The organism is Labrys sp. ALF-8, assembly GCF_059699065.1.
The window spans coordinates 1,650,621-1,669,616 of record NZ_AP048538.1; the positions used below are offsets into that span (position 1 = coordinate 1,650,621).

General features: G+C 51.8%; 15 protein-coding genes. All 15 read right to left on the minus strand.

Going from position 1 to position 18,996, the window contains the following annotated elements:
• Nucleotides 1-15: 15 nt before the first annotated feature.
• The 15 genes from AC6H34_RS27890 to AC6H34_RS27960 all read right to left on the minus strand — a co-directional run bounded on the left by AC6H34_RS27890 (nt 16) and on the right by AC6H34_RS27960 (nt 18,966).
• Nucleotides 16-3,435: a M15 family metallopeptidase gene (locus AC6H34_RS27890; RefSeq protein WP_497541001.1), complete on the minus strand. Its 3,420-nt coding sequence runs from the start codon at nt 3,433-3,435 to the stop codon at nt 16-18.
• Between the two features lie 50 nt (nt 3,436-3,485).
• On the minus strand, nt 3,486-4,034 hold the full coding sequence (locus AC6H34_RS27895) for a virion core protein, T7 gp14 family (RefSeq protein WP_497541002.1): 549 nt from the start codon (nt 4,032-4,034) through the stop codon (nt 3,486-3,488).
• Nucleotides 4,035-4,039: 5 nt separating this feature from the next.
• On the minus strand, nt 4,040-4,495 hold the full coding sequence (locus tag AC6H34_RS27900; protein ID WP_497541003.1) for a hypothetical protein: 456 nt from the start codon (nt 4,493-4,495) through the stop codon (nt 4,040-4,042).
• The gene (locus AC6H34_RS27905) at nt 4,495-7,233 is read right to left on the minus strand and encodes a phage nozzle protein (protein ID WP_497541004.1); all 2,739 of its coding nucleotides are present in this window, start codon (nt 7,231-7,233) and stop codon (nt 4,495-4,497) included. The genes AC6H34_RS27900 and AC6H34_RS27905 overlap by 1 nt, the downstream gene beginning before the upstream one ends.
• A 5-nt stretch (nt 7,234-7,238) precedes the next feature.
• A complete protein-coding gene (locus tag AC6H34_RS27910; protein ID WP_497541005.1) occupies nt 7,239-7,850 on the minus strand; it encodes a phage tail tubular protein A in 612 nt (203 codons plus the stop codon).
• A 245-nt stretch (nt 7,851-8,095) separates the two neighbouring features.
• Nucleotides 8,096-9,055, minus strand: coding sequence for a major capsid protein (locus AC6H34_RS27915; RefSeq protein WP_497541006.1), 960 nt, complete (start codon nt 9,053-9,055; stop codon nt 8,096-8,098).
• 231 nt (nt 9,056-9,286) lie between these two features.
• The gene (locus AC6H34_RS27920; RefSeq protein WP_497541007.1) at nt 9,287-9,514 is read right to left on the minus strand and encodes an HNH endonuclease; all 228 of its coding nucleotides are present in this window, start codon (nt 9,512-9,514) and stop codon (nt 9,287-9,289) included.
• A 4-nt stretch (nt 9,515-9,518) separates the two neighbouring features.
• Nucleotides 9,519-10,385, minus strand: a complete 867-nt coding sequence (locus AC6H34_RS27925; RefSeq protein WP_497541008.1) for a capsid assembly protein — start codon at nt 10,383-10,385, stop codon at nt 9,519-9,521.
• Nucleotides 10,386-10,388: 3 nt separating this feature from the next.
• Complete coding sequence (locus AC6H34_RS27930) at nt 10,389-12,011, minus strand: portal protein (protein ID WP_497541009.1); 1,623 nt, start codon at nt 12,009-12,011, stop codon at nt 10,389-10,391.
• Between the two features lie 248 nt (nt 12,012-12,259).
• Nucleotides 12,260-12,484, minus strand: a complete 225-nt coding sequence (locus AC6H34_RS27935; RefSeq protein ID WP_497541010.1) for a hypothetical protein — start codon at nt 12,482-12,484, stop codon at nt 12,260-12,262.
• 12 nt (nt 12,485-12,496) lie between these two features.
• The gene (locus tag AC6H34_RS27940; RefSeq protein WP_497541011.1) at nt 12,497-13,105 is read right to left on the minus strand and encodes a GIY-YIG nuclease family protein; all 609 of its coding nucleotides are present in this window, start codon (nt 13,103-13,105) and stop codon (nt 12,497-12,499) included.
• Nucleotides 13,106-13,350: 245 nt separating this feature from the next.
• Complete coding sequence (locus tag AC6H34_RS27945) at nt 13,351-13,524, minus strand: hypothetical protein (protein ID WP_497541012.1); 174 nt, start codon at nt 13,522-13,524, stop codon at nt 13,351-13,353.
• 85 nt (nt 13,525-13,609) lie between these two features.
• A complete protein-coding gene (locus AC6H34_RS27950; RefSeq protein ID WP_497541013.1) occupies nt 13,610-14,200 on the minus strand; it encodes a hypothetical protein in 591 nt (196 codons plus the stop codon).
• 572 nt (nt 14,201-14,772) lie between these two features.
• Nucleotides 14,773-15,036 carry a hypothetical protein gene (locus AC6H34_RS27955; RefSeq protein WP_497541014.1) on the minus strand — a complete coding sequence of 88 codons (264 nt, stop codon included), beginning with the start codon at nt 15,034-15,036 and terminating at the stop codon, nt 14,773-14,775.
• A gap of 1,458 nt (nt 15,037-16,494) precedes the next feature.
• On the minus strand, nt 16,495-18,966 hold the full coding sequence (locus tag AC6H34_RS27960) for a DNA-directed RNA polymerase (RefSeq protein ID WP_497541015.1): 2,472 nt from the start codon (nt 18,964-18,966) through the stop codon (nt 16,495-16,497).
• Between the last annotated feature and the right edge of the window lie 30 nt (nt 18,967-18,996).

Below are 18,996 nucleotides of genomic sequence, written 5' to 3' on the forward strand. Positions count from 1 at the left end.
GTTTAAAAGTCTTTCTTATTTTCTATTCAAATACGCTTTAGCGCTTTCTTCGGTCACTGCATTTCCATCAGACTGCTTAAGCAAAATGTCGTATGTCTTTTTCAAATCGGAAGCGCTGACTGGTTTGCCGCCGTTCGCACCTTCCATGAGCGCTCTAAGCTGCACTGGCGTGATGTGCGTCACTGGCGTCGGCGCGGGTTCGGGCGAAGGCTGATTGTGCAAAATCAAATCGCGAAGCGCGTGCGGCTGTGTCCAGTCAACAGGCGTTTCATCCGGATGCGTGTTCTTCAGGGCCAGATTGTCCAAAAAGGCTCTGACCTGATGGCCAGCCGGGCTATTTCTGATCTTGTCGATAAGTGGTGCCCAATCATCCGCGATTTCCTGATCAAGCCGCTTCGGTTCGGGCTTCGCGGCGGGTGTTGAAGCCGTCTGAGTTGGCGCGGAAGGCGCATTGGCATTGGCGATTTCGACCGACACCCTATGGTTGGGGTTGTTCGGGTCGGCAAACATCATCGATGCCTTGCCACCGAAGTTCAAAACCTTCCCATCAACGGGCTGATATCCGGGCTGTACAGGCGTGACAGGTCGAACCGAAACGGTGCTGACCTGACCATTGCCATCGGTGACGTTTGCCTGAAACACAGGGGAATGGATTGCCGTACGTTCGCCGCCAGTTATGCCGGTCTGATCGACGTTCCGCTGTGTCGAAGGTGCAACCGTATCTTCGTGAGGCTGACCAAGGCCACGCTGAGCGTATTCCTGATCGAGAGCGGCCTTGTCCGCCTTCAGCTTGTCCGGGTCGGCAAGATCGGTATTCACGATCTTGACCAAGCGATCCATGTACCCCTGCGTGGATGAACCTGCATCCTTCAGGATTTTCAGGAAATCTTGACCGTATGGCACGTTGCCGTTGTTGCTCTGGGCATATGCCTTGATCGCGGCACGGACTTCACCATTGAAATGGTTTTCGCTTTCGCCACTGAATGAAATGTTCGTCAGGCCGGCAGCGGTCTTGGTGAGAAGACCCTTGTCCAGCATGTCGGCAGAGGCAGCGAAGTTCGTCTTGTAATAGTTCGTGACATCCGGGCTGTTAGCCAAATTTCCCTGATTAATGAAGCTTTCGACCTTACCGACGAGTTCGGCCTTGTCCTTTGGCATCAGGTCCGTGCGGCTCATGATGTTCGACTGGAGTTCCTTCACGGATGGCTGACGTCCGGCGAAGGAAGGATCAATATTGGAATAGTCGCCGGTGACTGCCGCGCCCTGCAATGAGCTTGTGAGATTGGAGAAGTTGGCCGAAGCCTGAACTGGATTCAGGCTCAAGGCAGCATCCTTCATCTTCAAGGCGTGCTCGAAGGTGACCGGATCGGAAGCGTACTGAGCCGGGTTGATCGACGTGCCGTTCATGGCAGCGGTGTTGATCGCGCCCATGTCCGAATAACGCTGATCTTCTCTTTGCTGAGCAACCATCGTGCGCTGTTGCTGCGCTTCGGCAAAATTGGCCTGTGCAATCTGCTTACGAGCGACCGCAAGCTGACCGGCAACGGCCGGCGTGATCATTTCAGGCGGAATGGCGTCGAGCTTCGATGCATCGCCAAGCTGAATAGCTTGGGTTGTGAGACCCTGAACAACCGCTTGTCTGCGCATGACGCTATCGAGCGAGGATGTGCGGGAATAATATTGGTCGGTCTGTCTGACGGCGTTCTGAGCGGCAAGGGTCGCGGTGACCGGGCCACCAACCTTTGCGGCAAGCCATTGCTTATAGCCGCCAACCGTCATGCCTTTACCAAGGCGGTTTGCAGCCATGACACCGGGCGCAAAGAAGTTGCTGATTGGCGTGTTATCGGCGGCTTTCAGGATCGGGATTGCAGCCCCCTCGCCTGCATGATGCATGGCGTAGAGGTTCGCGGGCGTCGCCGCCAAACCATTAGCCTGAAGCTTCGCTGCGTTATCCTGCGTGAACTGGAGAAGAACTTTGTCCTGAAATGCCTGACCGGCCGGCGAAGAATCCTTCTTCATCGCCAAGACCTGTGCATCTGTACCCGTCGCACCGGCCTTGCGAGCCTGCGTCAGCCATGTTGAATCGATGAACTGGCCACTTCCACCAGCGGTCGAATATGGATTTTGAGCGGACGGATTACCACCGGATTCAGCCTGCTTAATGCGCATCGCTGCATCGGTGATCGGATCGACGTTGTCCACGCCGTCGCCGTCATATTTGTCCGGGTTGGGATTGGCAGGGCCATAGGTATTGCCACCGCCGAAACGCCGTCCGTTCGAAAGCTCGATATGCCAAGACTCATTCGAGAGTGGAAAGGTCAGCCCGAACTCGCCTGCATGATCATGTATCCACTGACCGGCCGGAGTATTGCCGAAATCCTTGAAATTGCCGCCCTGAATGGTGAGGTCCATGGCCTCGCCAAACTGGTGATTGCTTGAGCCCGGAGGTGCGATACGGCGTGTGATGCCAATGCTCTTCAGCCAAGGGCGTGCATCCTGACCGGCCTTGATGATGTCACCACCGGCATTCGAGACATATTGCTGCCACTTGGCGAGAGCGTCGCCGCCCATGCCTTTCAAATCGGACTCGAGAATAGAAGCCTGATGATTGGCATCGCGATAGGCAGAGGTAATGCCAACCTGCGAACGCAATTCTGGCGGCATGGCCTGAAGCATGGTCGATACGGCGGTAGCGAACTGCGGCTTCAAATGACCGATGCTGGAATTCGGATCGACGGCAGCGCCGCCCTGTACGATGCCCTTCAGAAACTTCGTATCGACACCGGAGTCGTCAGCCCCCTTCCAATTGATGGAAGCCGTTTGCTGGGCCTTCGTCGCAGCGTTGATTGAATCCTGCTGGAAAGCATTCATCTGTTCGGTTGTAAGAGCCTGCGCACCGAGTTCGTTGAAATGCTTGTTTACAGAGTCAAAGCTATCGCGGGATGCCTTCAAGAACCCGTTGCTGTAAAAAGGATTATCCTTATACTTTTCCGAATAGGCAGCAAGGCGACGATTGATTTCCTGATTACGAAGGTCGGGATTGGAAACGTACTTCGGGTCTTGCCACAAATCCTTCGTCTGTTCCATGAAGGCTTGCTGACCGGCTTCATAACCACGACGTTCGTCAATCTGTGCAAGGGTTGCCTTCGATTCCTGCGGCAGGATCAAGCCGGCCTGTGCCTGTTGAGGCTGACCATCCTTCAGCGAGTTCGTGACTTGTTGGGCCATCTGTTCGATAGGCTTCGGCGCGTTTTCTGCGGCGGCAGTCTGCTTCGAGGAAAGCTGTGTGAATTTGCCACCCAAGCCCGACAAGGCGTCGCCAAGCTGTTCAAGACCTTTATCAGGCGAGAACGCTGGAGGTGCATAGGTATCGGCTGGCGAGATGGTCGAAGAACCGTAGCCAATCTGGCCAATATCCGGAGCGACAATAGGCATTTATAAAATTCTTATTCCTTGAAACACTGCCAGTATTTATCAGGGCGTATTTACTGATCGATCCCCAACCAACTCTTGCCGTACTTGGTGCTCGAAAAGGCATCCAAACCGGAGTCGGCAATACCAAGACCAAGGGCCAATGGACTTGGCCCGGATTTCAAAGGCATGGAATTTGTACGACCGATTGCCTGATAATATTCAGACTGCGTGCGGGAGTTATAAGCCGATTGGGCATCGTCACGCTTGGCCTGAAGAACGGCTTCGTTACGGGCTTCCTGCTGATCGATATTGTTTAGAATGCTCTGAACGGAGATCGAGGAGGCATCAAGGCCAGAACTACCGGCCGATGCAATCGCCGTGCCCTTTGCCTGACGAGCTTCGATGACTTGCTGAAAGCCTTGCTGATTGGTCGCCTTGGCGTCGTAGGCAAAGCGGCGCTGTTCGTCCGCGTACTGATTGGACGCGGCTACGCTCGCATTGATAGCGTTCTGCTGAGCGGCTTGATTGTATGCGTCAGTCTGATTTTGCTGACCCATGAAACTTGCGGCTTGGCCAATCGCTGAAAGGCCGAAGCCTGCTGCGGCGGCAATTGTACACATAGAGATTAGGTTTCCGGAAATCTTTCGAAATGGTAGAAAGATATATTATTGACTTCTACGGGCCTATCTTCGTATATCGTGAACCCTAACCACTTCAGCCACTGTAAATGAAGGACATTATTGGCGGAAACCCAGTTATACAATCGGCCATTATCTGAGTATTTATGAAGCTCATTTATGAGGGCGCGCGACTGGCGAAGCAGAGTTATTGGATACTGTGCTATGACGTCCGTGGACAAAAAGCCAATCAGTCCCCCGGCGTGAACAGACACGATGCCAATTGGCAAACCTGTCTTCGGATCGTCAACGGCAAGGCTAATCGCGGCCTGTTTTAGTCCGGTCATCATATTATCGAGAGGTTCGAAACCGAACGCAGCGCATTCTATGCGATCTGCCGCACGCATGTTGGCCGCGATAAACTCAACATCCTCAAATGTTGCCGGGCGTAGATATTGGCCCATCACATGCGCCTTCCGTTGCGCATGTTGAACGTAAAAGTCCACTCTGCACTGGTGAACTGGCTATTCCACGGGGAGTCGTTTTCAAGGCTAAGCTTGAGGTCCGTATTGTTCCCCATAACCGGAATACGAATCTTGCGATCTGCCCCAAGCGGACCGGAAATCAGATTGTTCGGATCATCCAGCCGGATCGCTTCATAAGGGATGACGATATCGCTGCGACCGGGATATGAAACGCGTGCTGAGAAAAACGCCGTGTCAACCGTCTGTAGGGTGAGAGACTTCATCTGAAGGCGCTGGCCATCCAAGACGACAACTTCACCTGTTCGGGTTGGCTGTCGGATGTACGGCGTGCTGAACGTATAGGAAAAGGTGTACGGGATACCGACACGAATTCGCGTCGCGGTCGTCAGGTCGTAATCGTCAACCTTTATGTGCGTGCTATCGACCTTCGTCACGGTATGGCGCGCATCCGTCCAATCCGGACCATTCGAAAGCACTTCAATCACATCGGACGAATAGGCGAATGGCAGCGTTATCGTGCTCTGATTTGTGGTTGCGTTATAGCTTACCGTGACATCGTCTTCCGTGATTTGTCGGTCGATTAGATATCGGGTTACATCACTGTCTTTGGATACGGTTTCATCAATGTAAAACCGTTCCGTGAAGATACCTTCGGGTCTTTGCACGACCATATACAGATAGTTGAAGCTGAAACCTACCCAATGAACTTTCGTGACGTCCGGCAATTCCCAGACACACCAAGCGTTCTGAATTTTCTGCTGCCCGTTCCAAAAGTAGTGATACATGTAGATGGAATTCGGGGCGTTCTTCGATACAACGGCAACGGTACGAAGACGTGTTGAACCGTCCATGCAAGCAATTCCCTGAGGAATAAGGCTTGGTACTGGACCGGTTGCATCGTCAGCGTCATCGCCGGTATAATTTCCCTTCGGATAGAATTCAAAAATCTTCGCAAACGAGTATTCTTCGCGGTCGTCAACGAAGTATAGCGATCCCCCCATGTTTACGGGATGGACGTCACGACCCATGTTGAACGCGGTTGAGAACTTAATCTGAAAGTTCTTCGGACCAAGGTAGTTCGAATAGGATAAGCGGTACTGCATGCGATCCGAAGACAGCAACAGGTCGTCATTATACGGGTTGGCGAAATAGAGCGTATCGACACCCTCTAAAACGGTCACGTCAATCACGTCGTTGTCTACCAGCGTCACCAATGTTGTGCGGTAGAAGTTGTGATAGTTATTGGCTTCCGACAGAATTACGTTCGTATCAGCAACGAAACCAAGGCGATTCGAATAAAAGAAGATGTCATTCAGCGTGAACCCGAAGAAGCTGGGATTTGGATTGGAATCCATGTCGCCAGCGATACGGGTATCCCAATCGAATTGACGGAAGGTCCACGTCTCGTCAGCTTCTCTCACAAGGACATAAGGCATCGTTCCGGCAAGCGGCTTACTCGCCTGCGAATAGCCGTATGTTTCAATCCAAAGGCCGTTGTCATATCTGACGAAATAATCGTCTCCATTGGTCTTGGCGTCGCCCTTGACCCGGACAATCCGGCCCTGTGCCTCGTTCGGCGGCAGATTGTTGTAGTCATCAATCTCTTGTGTATATGCCCGCATGATCTTGTCGCCGCGCGTGCTTTGGGCAACGAGTGTATCTGTGGATTTGAGGCCGGAGAAAGAAATAGTCGAACCATAGCGGGTAACCGTGACGCCAGTTGGCAAGGACGTCATGGCCGAAATGAGGTTCGAAGCGATGTCCTGAGTACCCGGAATGGAACTGGCTGCGTCAACCGCCTTGGGCGACAAATAGTTCGCGATCAGTGCATTGTTCAAGTACACTGAATAATTGACGTTCGCGATTGAATCGAGAACCATGATGGTTCCCATCTTGTTGGGATTCAGTCGTCCGGCAACCGTGCGCGGCAAGTCGTATTGCTCGATCTTGACCCAACCATGCGTCGCAGGCGCGGCGGCAACCTTCACGATGCCCTGATATTTCCAGTAGTAGTAGGGCTTGATTTGGCCGGCATGCAGAACGCAAATCTTCTGACCAACCGTGACAACCTGCGGAAGGGAACTGACCTGCGTATAGCCGGCCGGGACGCCAAGCTGCCAATTGACGGTCCCCTGAAGGTACCATTCGTCAACTTCGGTAACGGCCGGAATGTCCTGATATTGATAGAAATTGTCTTCCGAAGAGACGTAGACGTATTGGCCTGTCGTTGGCGACGAAGGCAAATGCGCATAGTCCACAACGGTTGTGTAGGTGAAGGCGTACGGACCGATTTCGCCGTAATCGTCGGGTTCGACAGTCACGGTTCGATTGAGAATAAACGTCGTGTCACCAATCGTGGCAGCGCGGAAATCCCTGACAGGATCGGTTGTTGCCGTGAGATAAGCCGTACCGTCCGGGAAGTTGACAGTCTGTGCAACACCCGTCGTCAGGTCGAAAACCTTCAGCGTCGTTCCGTCGATCAGAACTTGATACGAGTATGAAGAATTCCGGTCGATCAGGTAGGAGAAGACAGACGTGGCAGACGTCGAAATGCCGGTTGCAAAACGATGTTCGGAAGGTGGACGCTTCGAGGCACCGGTTACGACAGAAAGCCAGCCGTTCTTGATATCTTCAGCCGATGACGCAAGCTTGAGCGTAGCGGGCTGTTGGGAAATGCCGGTATAGAAATTGGAAAGCGGGGTCGTGCCGAGGGGCATTTACTTCATCCCCGACGGCCAAGATATCTGCCACCGCGATACAGGATCGAGGCGGTGGACAGATTGTCGGTGAAGATGTTGGAGTCAGCCTGATTGGCTTCGTCACGCTGAAGCTGTGCCCAAGCTTCCTGCATGCGTCTTTGCAATGCACCGTCCGTGACGGGATCGCCCAAGATGCTCTGCTGATAAAGAACGGCCGCGCGAACTCCGGCAAAGTTTCTGAAGACAAGCGGCGTGTCTTCAAAGTCGAGTATCTGAACGATCTCGACAGTCAGGGGCTGAGTGAAGACGAATGTGTTGTTGCGAAGGTCGTAGAGCTTCTGACCGCGCTGAGCGACGTCAACCGATTTTGAAGTTCCTACGGTATCGACTTTGGCGACATTAATGGGAAGCTGAATGAAGCCATCCACGTCCGGCGATAGCGTCATAACCTCGGTGTTAAAGTGCCAGCCCGAAGCCTGAACATCACGGTTCGAACGCTGGACAAAGCCAAGCGCATTCACAGCGTCGGGAGGTAGCTCGTCAGGATTGGTCGTGTTGACGGGCGGCTCGCCCATCGAAGTCAGACAAAGATTAATCGCGTCGAGTAAATTGGAAGGAATTGTATTGTCGTACATAAACCGATCAGGAAATAAAAAAGGGAGTAGGAAAGCGCCCTACTCCCTTCAAGACAGAAAATATGACTGTCTGTATTTATCGATCAGTCGAGACGTCCGGTGGAATAAGGGAAGTCGTAGTCGTCATATGAAAGGGGTTCTCAAGTGTGTTCGTGGCGAAATTGCCACGGGATATTTAAACGCAATAAAGGCAGGGTTTTCGCCCTGCCTTTTTCAACTCTTGGAGGTTGCTTTGATCGTAGCCGTTACGGAGATTCAATCGAGTAAAGACTTTCAGGACGAACGACCTGATGTCCAACGATGGTTGAAGCGACCATCAGCTTACCGAGACGACGGGGGTCATCGGTAACTTTCGTCTTGATACCCATCGCCTGAGCGGTCCAGATTGCATCCTTGTGGAATGCGAGAGCCTGCACCTTCGAAGCGTTGTAGGTGTACTTCGACAGCATTCCGGAGACGCCGGTAAAATCGACCTGAAGATTATTCGTCGGGAAGATTTCGAAACCGAGAACCGGAGGAAGCTTGGCAGCGGACCAAGAACCGGTAGCGGGTACGCTGTACAGAGAGTTCAAGTTCTTATCGTCGTCCAGCAACATGTAATACACGTCGGGAGTGACGGCGAGATAGCGGTCTTCCTTCGGCACATTCTTCTTATCAAAGGCTGTGGCGGCGGACTTCACAGCGGCGCGAATGTCGCTGATCGTGAAGGAAGCGTTCGCAAGGGTCTGAACCTGAGCATTTCCCTGACCGGGAACCGAACCAAGACCAGTACCACCGGCACCAGTATCATGAGCGGTTTTGATCGCCAGCGAGAAAATATTTTTGTCATACATATTTGCCAGCGAATATCCCATTTTATTGGAGATAACGCCGGAATAGTCATACTGGGAAATCATCGTATCCCAGTCATCGATAAACGATGAGGTATACAGCGTGTTATCAAGAATGATCACACGTTCATTGATGTTAGCACTGTTACCGAGGATTTCAGCACCAGCGGTGTGATATCCGGAAACAATGTTATCAACGATAGGAATCTGTACGCTCTTACCGCCCTTGGAGTCGATAAGCTGCGTACGGTCTTTCATCATTGTAGTGTTTTCGTAAGAAGTCAGAACTTCTCCGCCGAACACCTTTAGGAATAGCGCGGTCGTATCGCCGCTGCCATTAACTTGACCCCAACGGGCCGGAGTTGCGTCAGCCATAGTTTTCTTATTATTTTGCGGCTTCGACTTTTTGTCGTAAGCTACGGTTTCGATTATTGTTCTGGTTATTGTTCGAAACTAAGACGCTATCGGCAGTTGTCTTATCGACTTAGGCGCACCCGAGTCTTCAAAGGCTGGAAGGTTGTTTCTCCAATTGTATTTCTATTTATGAAACTGATTATTTTATAGGTGAAAAAATAGCGGCTCGTTTCGGAGCCGCTTTGAAATAAGTTAGTGTTTTGCTCTGTTCTTACTTGGTGACATTAAGCCGAGGTTACGAGGATCGTTGTTCATCGGATTACCGTCTTTATGATCGACGTCCTTCCCTTTCACGGCTGCCTCTCCATGCTTATCGATAGCGAGACGGCGGGCCTTGTTGCGATTAGAGCGGGCTTTGATCTGTTCCGGCTTTGAATGATAGTCGCGATACTCTTTTTTGTAGTCTCGTTCCTTCGCCATAAGATTATAGGTCTGAGTTGGCGAGGCGGCGCTGTACGGACTCCCGATAAGCCGAGTCCTTTTTGTAGCGGGCGTCACTCATCGCCTTGGTCAATTCGGCATAAGACTTGAATGCCTTGTTATCTGCTGCGGTACGCGAACCCGATATCTTGGTTGTCGGTTCAAGCGAATGTTCGGCGCTGTATCGAGCGAACAAGCCGCGCACCGCCATATCGCGAGCATTCGCATTGCCGCTGTTCACGACCTGCGTGTAGGCTTCGCGTTCGGCCTGTGGCAGGGTGGCGATTGCCCATGTCTGCATGGCCTTGTAAATGTCTTCGCCACCAACGATACTGAAAACCTGAGTGCGTTCCGCCTGTATCAGCGCCTGTTGACCGGCTGCATATTGATCGACCATGGCACGCGGAATGCCGGCTTTCTCGAGCTTGGCATATGAGTCGTCAGACAGACCGTTGTTGGCCCAATATTCGGTCGCGAGAGCGTCGAAGTTGAGACCGGCACTCTCAACGACATCCTTCGCGGCTTCGGCCGGTACAGCGTCTGAGGTCGTGGAATCGGCGTCTTCGGCGTCATCGATATTCGGAACGGCTTCGCCGCTGGCCTCGATCTTCTCGCCCTTGGACATCTTGCGTTCAAGTTCAACATACGCCTTTTCGAAATCGGTCTGTGTCTTGAACTTCCCAAGGATGAGATCGGTCTTGGCCTTCGGTTTGAAATCGGCAGTCTGAGAATCTGCGGTTGGATCGATGTTGTTTACATCAATCCCAAGCGCTGCCGCTCTGTCGAGAAGGGTTTTTGCTGGGCCGTCTGCGGTAGGAATTGTGTGTTCGAACGTGGAATCTGGAATTGAATGAATATTGTCGTCAGTCATGGATTATTGCGATGGAGTAGGATTATTATTTGGGGGTTGGTAGTGATCTGAGATGGCTTTGACGGCGGCCGGCGACGCGGTCTTCGCAATGTTGGCCATTGTGGCCATCTGCTGAGCTTGTGCGGCTTGCTGCTGTTCTGCGGCCAACTGATCGGGCGTTTTGATCAGGTTGCTTGGATCGAGGCCCATGGACGTCGAGAGACGGGACATCGCTTCTGACCAATTGATCATCTGTATCGCAGACGGCATTTGGCTAATGGCCTGAATGAAGTTCAGTAACTTATTGGTATCGTTACCTCTGCCGAGTGCGTCTAATCCAGTCGTCAACGCAGGTTTGACCACCCCTTTAGGCAGACCGGGAAGCTTCTTTTCCTGCGTCATCTTCGCCATGATGCGATTGACGAGAGGAAGCTGAAGTTCGGTTGCCATCTGGCTATAGACACCGCCCAAACTCGTTTCGAGTTCCTGTGCCATGAAGCGGACTTCCTCGGCGGTCACGCGTTCTGCCTGACGCTGGACGGAAGAGTTCACAAGAAAGGCCAGTGCAAGACGCTGTTCGAGCTTCTGAGCGGCTTGGAATGTGATCGAGAGATCGGCTTGCTTGCCCGACTGGACAACGCCAATACCCTGTGGAACGCCACCTTGAACGTCACCACTGATGACGTCGCCGCTTTCGGCTTGGGCGAAATCCTTGTGATGCGTTTGGCTGTTCGGTGAAATGACATAGACAACACGGGCCGCTGCCGCCGAAGCTTCGACAATCGAGCGGGACAACCCTTCAAGGCTGATCAGGTCACCAATGACGCTTTCGACGTGACCGCGTCCGTAGTTCTCGCCGTCAACATGCGTCCAGCGAAGGACCATGATCGGAGCTTTGTCGATAGGCCAAGAGCCTTCCGAACCCGGTACGATCTGCCCGCACACTTCCTGATACGAATGGATTTTCTCGCCGGCACGATAATAGGTCGTGTAAAGTTCAATTTCGTCATCCCGGTCACCGTCCGATGGTCTGGGATGCTTCGTATCCTCGTCATCGTCATCGTCAGTGGCAAAGCCGATCAGGCTTTGAATTTCAGCGGGTGCGGTTGCTTTATCGATGACTTCGCGGGTGATCGTTTCGAGCATATTCCCGTAGGAATCCCGGACGGTCACATAGTGGTACAACCCGAAGACTTGGGCAGGTTGATCCTTCGGCAGGATAAGGCAGCAATTTCCGCCGACGATAAGGTGACGCAAAACGTTGAAGATCGGGCTTCTCAAGCCCGATGTTTCGATTTCGTCCTGAATTGCCCGTTCAACCTTGGCTAAGCCCTCTTCGATCAAAGCTTTCTGATCGGGAGTGCCGGCAAGTTTGTCTTCGGTGTATTCATCGATGCGCAGACGGAAGAAAGCTTGGTTCGGCGGCAGCAAGGCCAACAGCATCTTGTTCGCGAGATTATTGACGCCAGTCGCGCCAACGCTCTGCCAAGGCGTGTAATAGCGCGTGGCAGCGTTGTGACCCATTTCAGGGATCAAAGTCGGGATCGTCAGACGAGAAGCTTCAATAGCTCTGTCGAGGTAAATCTGACGATCCGAGGTTAGGCTTGAATAGCGGGCTTTAAGTGTACCCGTCTTGTTATTGGACACGTGTCAGAAGTCTTACTGTGAAATGCCAAGGCCATTGTTGGTGCTGGATGTCTGAGCACCGCCAATAGAAAGTCCTGTGCGATACTGACGCGTTCCGGTCGCCTGCTTCTTCAGGTTGTCAGAAGTCGTTGGCGAAGCCTGCTGTGGCGCGTCTTGGCTTAAAACAGGCGGGGGCGGAGGCGGTGTCGCCGGCAACTGAATTGGAGGCGGTGAGGAACTGCACATTAAGTTTGTGTCTTTCGTTATTATTAGCGTGGTTGAACTTGTTCTTCCCGAAGCTTTTTGAGCATGCGTACGACGTCGATCTGCCCTGCCTTGAACCAAATCTGACGATCCGAAATGGACAGGTCAGTTGGATATTGATCGCGGTATAGGTATTCGAGGAAGTTGATTAGCGCTTCATCGATAAACGGAGCGTCCGGCTTGCTCTTGTCTTCAATGAACTTGGGTTTTAAATCTCGTAAACTTGCCATGAATGATCTTATTTAGTGTGTGATAGTGCGGGTCGAATTCTTGCGCGTGAGACCGCGACGCCAGCCGGCCGGCATGTCGGCAAGATCGCGGATGATGCGATTGGAAATGCCGTCCGTAATTCGGATGTCTCCACGGCGAGCGGCGGAAAAGCTGGCGCGATGGGAAGCCGACTTCGGACCACGCATGTTCACCGTCGTAGACTTTGGCCGGCGAAGCTTGGCGCGATGCGAAGCAGAGAGCTTACGGCCTCGCATGGCAGCGGCGTGCTTGGCGCGGGCTTCAAGACTATAGGAAGGAAGCCGGGCTTCGGGATGTTGGCGAAGGTACTCTTGGAGGTACAAACCACTCCCCTGTCTTCCACCGGGAGCGATGTTGTAAAACGGGTCAAGCGCTTCGATGAGAGCGGCTTCTACCTCGCCGGCTTCGTCAAGGGTTTCGAACCGTGCCACAATGGTCTTGCGAAATGCTGCGCGACCAAGCTCTTTAATGGCTGCTGTGATGTTGCGTCCCGATCCGAGGTAATACGCATCATGGGAGGTGTGTCTCAGTCGGAACATGCCGACATAGAACTTATCGGGTTCGGCAATATTGATGGTGATATAAACGGCGTAGTCTTGCATTGGTATTCTGTTTACGATTCCAGTTGGTTATTACTCCGAAACCAACTTGAAACGCTGTACTGGCCACGCACCTTTAATTTCCTCCAATATGAGGATTGGTCGTCCACACACTTCAAGCGATTGCTTGACGGTGTATTTCATACCGTTGGTGAGTAGCTTCGTTTCGGTGGAGTTTATGCATTCCACCAATGCGCCTTCTTCGACTGCCATCTATGACCCGTTCGATTATTGGTTTCTTGGATTATTTAGGCTTCTTTGATTTTGCCTCTCGCCTTCACTTCGACTTTCATGGCGTCGATCAGAAGTTTTGCTGTTTTGAAGAGCAATACTTTTGCGCGTTTGTCTTCCGATAGGACTGCTTCCGCGACAAAGGTTCCGATATAATCCGCGTAATCAATTATCTTATCCGCCTTCTCCATAAGTCCTTATCCGAGGCAAACACCAAAAAAGGGAAGCTGCGTTGGCAACTCCCCTTCTCAATATTTATAAAATTGGTGCTATACGTTAGTTCAGATGGCTTATTGTCTTACGTCTTCGTGATCTTGTGAGGAATGTACCAAGGTCACTTTGTCTCTTCTGGGAATTGGCAGACCAGCTAATCCACCAAATGTTACCGGGTACATATCCACGCTCGTTATCGATACGGTCTATAGACGGGGAACTATAACGACCTGCCATCCGTCCCCATTGCATCGTCATTCCGAATACCGGACAAACGCGGTCAGCCGGAAATATCGAGATGATGTAATCGAGGTCTATATCGAATTCCAAACCCTTGCGTTTAGCTCTGTTCTTGGCAGCGTTCAACGCACGCTTGAAATGGAAGATATCCGGATGCGTCTGATGGTCGAAGGACTGCTGGTGCTTTCTGTACCGGTCCGGATTGGCCTGACGCCATTGGAGAACAGCATCTTTATACTTTTCAGGATTGGCCGCGTAGCGCTTCTGATGATCTGCCGTCACCTTGGCTTTGGTTCTGGCGAAAGCTTCAGGTGACAACCACAGTTCGATGCGCTTATCGCCCCTCTTTAGATACTGTTGGAATATTTTTCCATCTTCACGGATTGTGCCGTATTTTATTCGGTTTAGTTCCATTGTTTGTCAGTGATTTAAAGTCTTCCATCGGAATCGTGATCGGTTCCGGCTCTGAAGCCGTGAGGCTTTCCGGGCCGTTCAACAAGAACTCGACGGGATTAATTGGTTTGGGGATAAGGTGGACGACATGACGGCGCGGCTCGTACTCGACGTTGTAGCGGGTCCGTATCTCCGGAAGATTCAAGAACCTCGGATCGGGATTGGTGAGCACGCTTTCAAGTGGCGGCAAAGGGGGCATTGGACAAGGCGAGCACATCAGTCCTTCGGCCTGTGGAGGTCACAGACGGCGTTTGATGGTAGGTATCGATGTTGGTCGGGTGTGGCGACGAAGGGCGGCAGGCGAACCCCGCAATAAATCCTGTCGCGGTAGCCGAGGAAATTCGCTTTTTGTTCGCTCGCAAATCGGCAAGTCGCACAAGTCGGTTTGACGGGTTCGGCAACAGTCCCATCAGCGGTTTGTGATAGCGAGATGTTGGTAAGGGCCTGGCCCTTGCAGGAGTGGGTTAGTCGGGTCAAAATGTCGTTTCTCAAGTGTATTTTTGCCCGTTCGACGTGAGCGAGCATCGAAATATTTAGATTTTGGTTCGCGCTTTCCACAGCAAGAAGCAGTGTTCGGCTGCAATGAGCTTGGACGCAGCACCAACGGTGGATCGAAGTGCGACGATGCTTGATCCCTTGTGGCGCATCTCGATCTTGGTTTCCGGGTCAACGCCTTGTCGCAAGAGCACCCGCGCGGTCTGAAAAAACGGCTGGGCGAACCGCCCAATCAAACGATCTTCAATGTAAGCGCGGTAGTCACCGCCATAGGCCGGCTCAATTATGATAGTAATCGTCACTTTTTATTCTTATTGTTCTTAAACGATTGTAGATATTACTTAAACTACTACTCAATTTACCGCAATAGGTCCGGGGCCACAGGTTTACATCCGTATACTCATTGGATGTTCTTGTTTCGTACTCATTCGTCGCGCATGATCTAACCCATGGTGCTTGAATGGCAAACCCTCCGCGATAGCGACGTGCCTACCCTCGGCTATCTCCAGCGCCAGAATGGCGGGTGGGTTTGGGCGACATGCGATTGGTGCTGTCATCGCCGTCCGTTGGCGCTCGCGCCTTACGTGATCCGTTGGGGACCGAACGCGTCCAGCAACCGGCTTCGTCGGGCTTTGCATTGCCAATGTGGACGAAAGGGTTGCTCGATCCAAGCGCCGTCATGGGTCGATCTGGGAACAGGACAACAGCCATTCCCAAGTGACGAGCGTTGACCATACGGCAACTGGCCGGAAAAAGTCAAGGACCGAATTTGACACCCTCCAAAAACCGTGAAATAATAGCGACGCAGTCAATTGCATCCTACACTCAATTTTAAAATCGATTCTAAGTGCCTTGGGAAGGCCGTACGCGGCAAACTCGCGTCAGAAGCTCCACGTGGTACCCCCGCCCCAATCTTGGCCGTCTACGGCCCCTTTACGGCCATTTCCGATTTTCGGTGTGTCGAGGCTGACTGAGACGCGATTGGAGTGGGTTCAATTCCCCCCTTCCCAATCCCCCATATCAATTCAAAAACAAAAATTCAGAATCAAAAAATTTAAAAAGAGAAATCTATGACAAGGAATCCTATAAAAAGAATCTTTTACAAAATTTCGTTTCCCCCCTTTCCTTAAAGGTTTTCCCCCCAAGGATTTTTGATCTTAAAATTTGATACGAAATTGAAGATCAAAAAGGGCATGTCACCCTGTCATCAAAGGCGACATCGAAGAGGCTATTCACTGTTCGTCCTGCGTCCGAACCTTCGGCCCTTGGCCTCAGACTCAATCGAAGGTGACGACGAGGAATCGAATCCATATCACGTCACCAGATTCATTTGTGATCACAAAAAACAGACACGAATCACTTCGATTGTCAAGAGTGAAATGAAATACTAAGTCATTGATATCATTCAGATTCATAAAAAAGTCTTGACTTCAAACTCGATTTCCTGTATCGAATCACACCATTCCACGATTTGACGTCCAGTCAATGAGTGGAGCCAAGAGATTTTTTGAATAGATGTCTTGAATAGAAATCAAGTGTAGACGTAGTCGATACAAAACCTTTTGAAAAGAAATCTCGTATCTACCTTTTCAATACATCTTTTCACTCATACTGAATATTTGTCTTTGGTGAATAAACCGACTTCAAATGCTACTCACTGGTTCGCGTTGCTCACCTTCGGCCTTACGGCCTCATGTTTATCGAGTTGACCTGTCGTGATAGTGAATGATGTATAGACTATAATATAGATTCAAGTATACTTAAGAAAAGCAATATTCATTATCAACCATCTCACTCAGATTCAAATTCCCTTTCATTGGTATCGGAACCTTGATTTCGAGATGTTGATACGCGGCTTGTAAATCCGCCATGACGTCACTTTTATAAAGCTGAACGAAGGCCGATTTGATCTGAGTTACGAAGTCAGGCATTGATGCAACATGCGATCCGAATGAATCGTGTACTACAGCAAACGATGTAATTCCGTTTCGAACTGCCCTATTCACTGACATTCTTAAATGAGTTGCATCCATTGAATGAATGAAATTCGGTGGAAAAGTCGAACTCATCTTACGTGGATCAATAAGCCTGTCGTCTTTATATGAAACCAGATCAATCAGGTGGCCATCGAAGACAGTATGAATGAGAGTTCTTTTCTGCTTCTTGTGAAGGTAGCGGACAACGAAGCCGTCCGGCGTTGTCCATGATAGTGGTTCGTCCACCCTGCCCTGTTCATTTTCGGCTTTTGCATGGGCCAGTGCCACGGCCGAAAGCCAACGCATCGCTTGTTTGGCACGGCCAAGGCAGGCTTCCACACTCAGCCAAATTTGCTGAGCGAGATACGTCAGCGTGGCCGAGTCGATCCCGGCGTCCGCCCTGTTCCACGTCGGAAGAATGCCGCTCTTCAGCTTTTCCGCCACGGCCTCGCGAACAAACGTCAACGCGGAATAGAACCTGCTGTTGTACGCCGTCGTCATCACGGTCTTTTTTGTAAGCGCTCGATCAATCCCCAGCTTCAAGAGAGCATCAGGAGCGGCCTCGATCATCTCCCCCTTGATCTTAAAAGCGGGCTTCATGCCGGCGTTGCGATCCTTCACAAGTCGGATGGTGGTTGCCACGGCGACATCACCGTACACGTCCTGTCGCAAAGCACTCTTTACAAGATTGACGGCGCGGCCTAAGTCTTCGTCACGCGTCATTGCGGCGTAATGCTGTAGACCGCTACATGTTGCATCAACGCTACAGATAAAGTGAGACGTAAAGCCAAGCCCCTCTGTCTTGTACCGTTGCCACTCGAAACAAAATCTCAAGAATGAGAAGGGTTCGTCGGCACGCATCCAACGATGATCTTCTCTATAATTGTCGGCAACAGACAAGATCATCTCTTCATTTTCGATGACCCATTCGTATCGAGCATGCAGGCTTATTTTGTCCTGACCGTATGCGTTCGCACCATTGATCGCCAGCCAGTTCAATTGCTCATGCGTTTCGACCGGCAACCCGTCCGCGAATTCGATCAGACTGCGGACGTACTCGCTGCCTTGTGGATTCAGGAATGATGGCACGGCGTAGAGGCGACCACGGGTATCGAGTTGAACCGGAAAGTAGACCCGTTCGTATCCCTGATATTCGCGGGCAACCGACAAAGCCATGTTGACGGCGAGCCGCTTGCTTCGGGACTGCCGATTTTCTTCACGGATTTCGTATCGGCGCAACAAATGCATCTTCTTCGACTCCTCGTCTGTGGCCCGCCAATCGTCCAGCCGTGGCAATTCGAGATCGCTCGATCCCGGCAACTTACCGACTTGCTTGTCGAAGGTACGAAAGCTCCACTCCACCGCTTCAAGCATCTGACGATTGATCCGAAACGGCGTCGCTTGGATCGCATTCACGGCGTCAATTGGTTCGTCAGGCAACGCCATGAGGCGAGCGACGTCCGACGTCTTGGCGCGTTTGATCAGAGGGTACGCCAAAGCGTCGGTCTGATATCCGCCTTTAAACAAATTGCCCTTGTTCCATGGGACAGGGTCAACGACCATCGGCGGCTTGAGAATCCAAGACTTGGCATCGCGTGACAGAACATTCGCGATCTTAGAAACGAGAGCCGGCGACGCGCCTATGAACTCATCCCGCTTGCCGGAGAATTCGAGCATTCCGGTATGGCGCTGGAACAGTTCGACCAAGGCGCGGCCGATCTGGACTTTCTCTGCCCGCGTCCAGCCCTGCCAGTTCACCATCTCAGCGGCGAAATAGCTTTTAATCGTCTCTTTGCGCTTCGAGCGTGAATAATTGCGACGGTCGAAATCCCGACATAGCTTCCGGACGAGTGCCCGGCGTTCCGAAACTGTTTGGAATTTATCGACGCGCCACTGATCGTGAAGTGCGTCCCCAACGGCATGGTACAGACTGATACGACGAACGGGCCGATCCGAGAGCGCCAGCGTGTTAATAATGGCCTTCGCCGCAATATGGCTGACTACGTCGGCGCTAAGGCCGCATGCCTTCAGCGTCGTGGAGACTTTGAGGAAACGGCCACGTGATGCCGGCCGGTTGATGAAGTTATCGACGGGCTGGACCATGGCCGCATGAAAAGACCCGGCCAAATATCGACCGGGTCGTAAGTCGGCTGTGGCGTGGTTGTTGGCGGCGCGTGATAGTGCGCGTGTCTGTCTTGTCAGTGAATTGTCGTAGGCACGCTGTTCAATGGCGCGCTGGTCGTCGTGTAAGGTCATACTGCCGGTCTGAATTGATCGACAGTATTT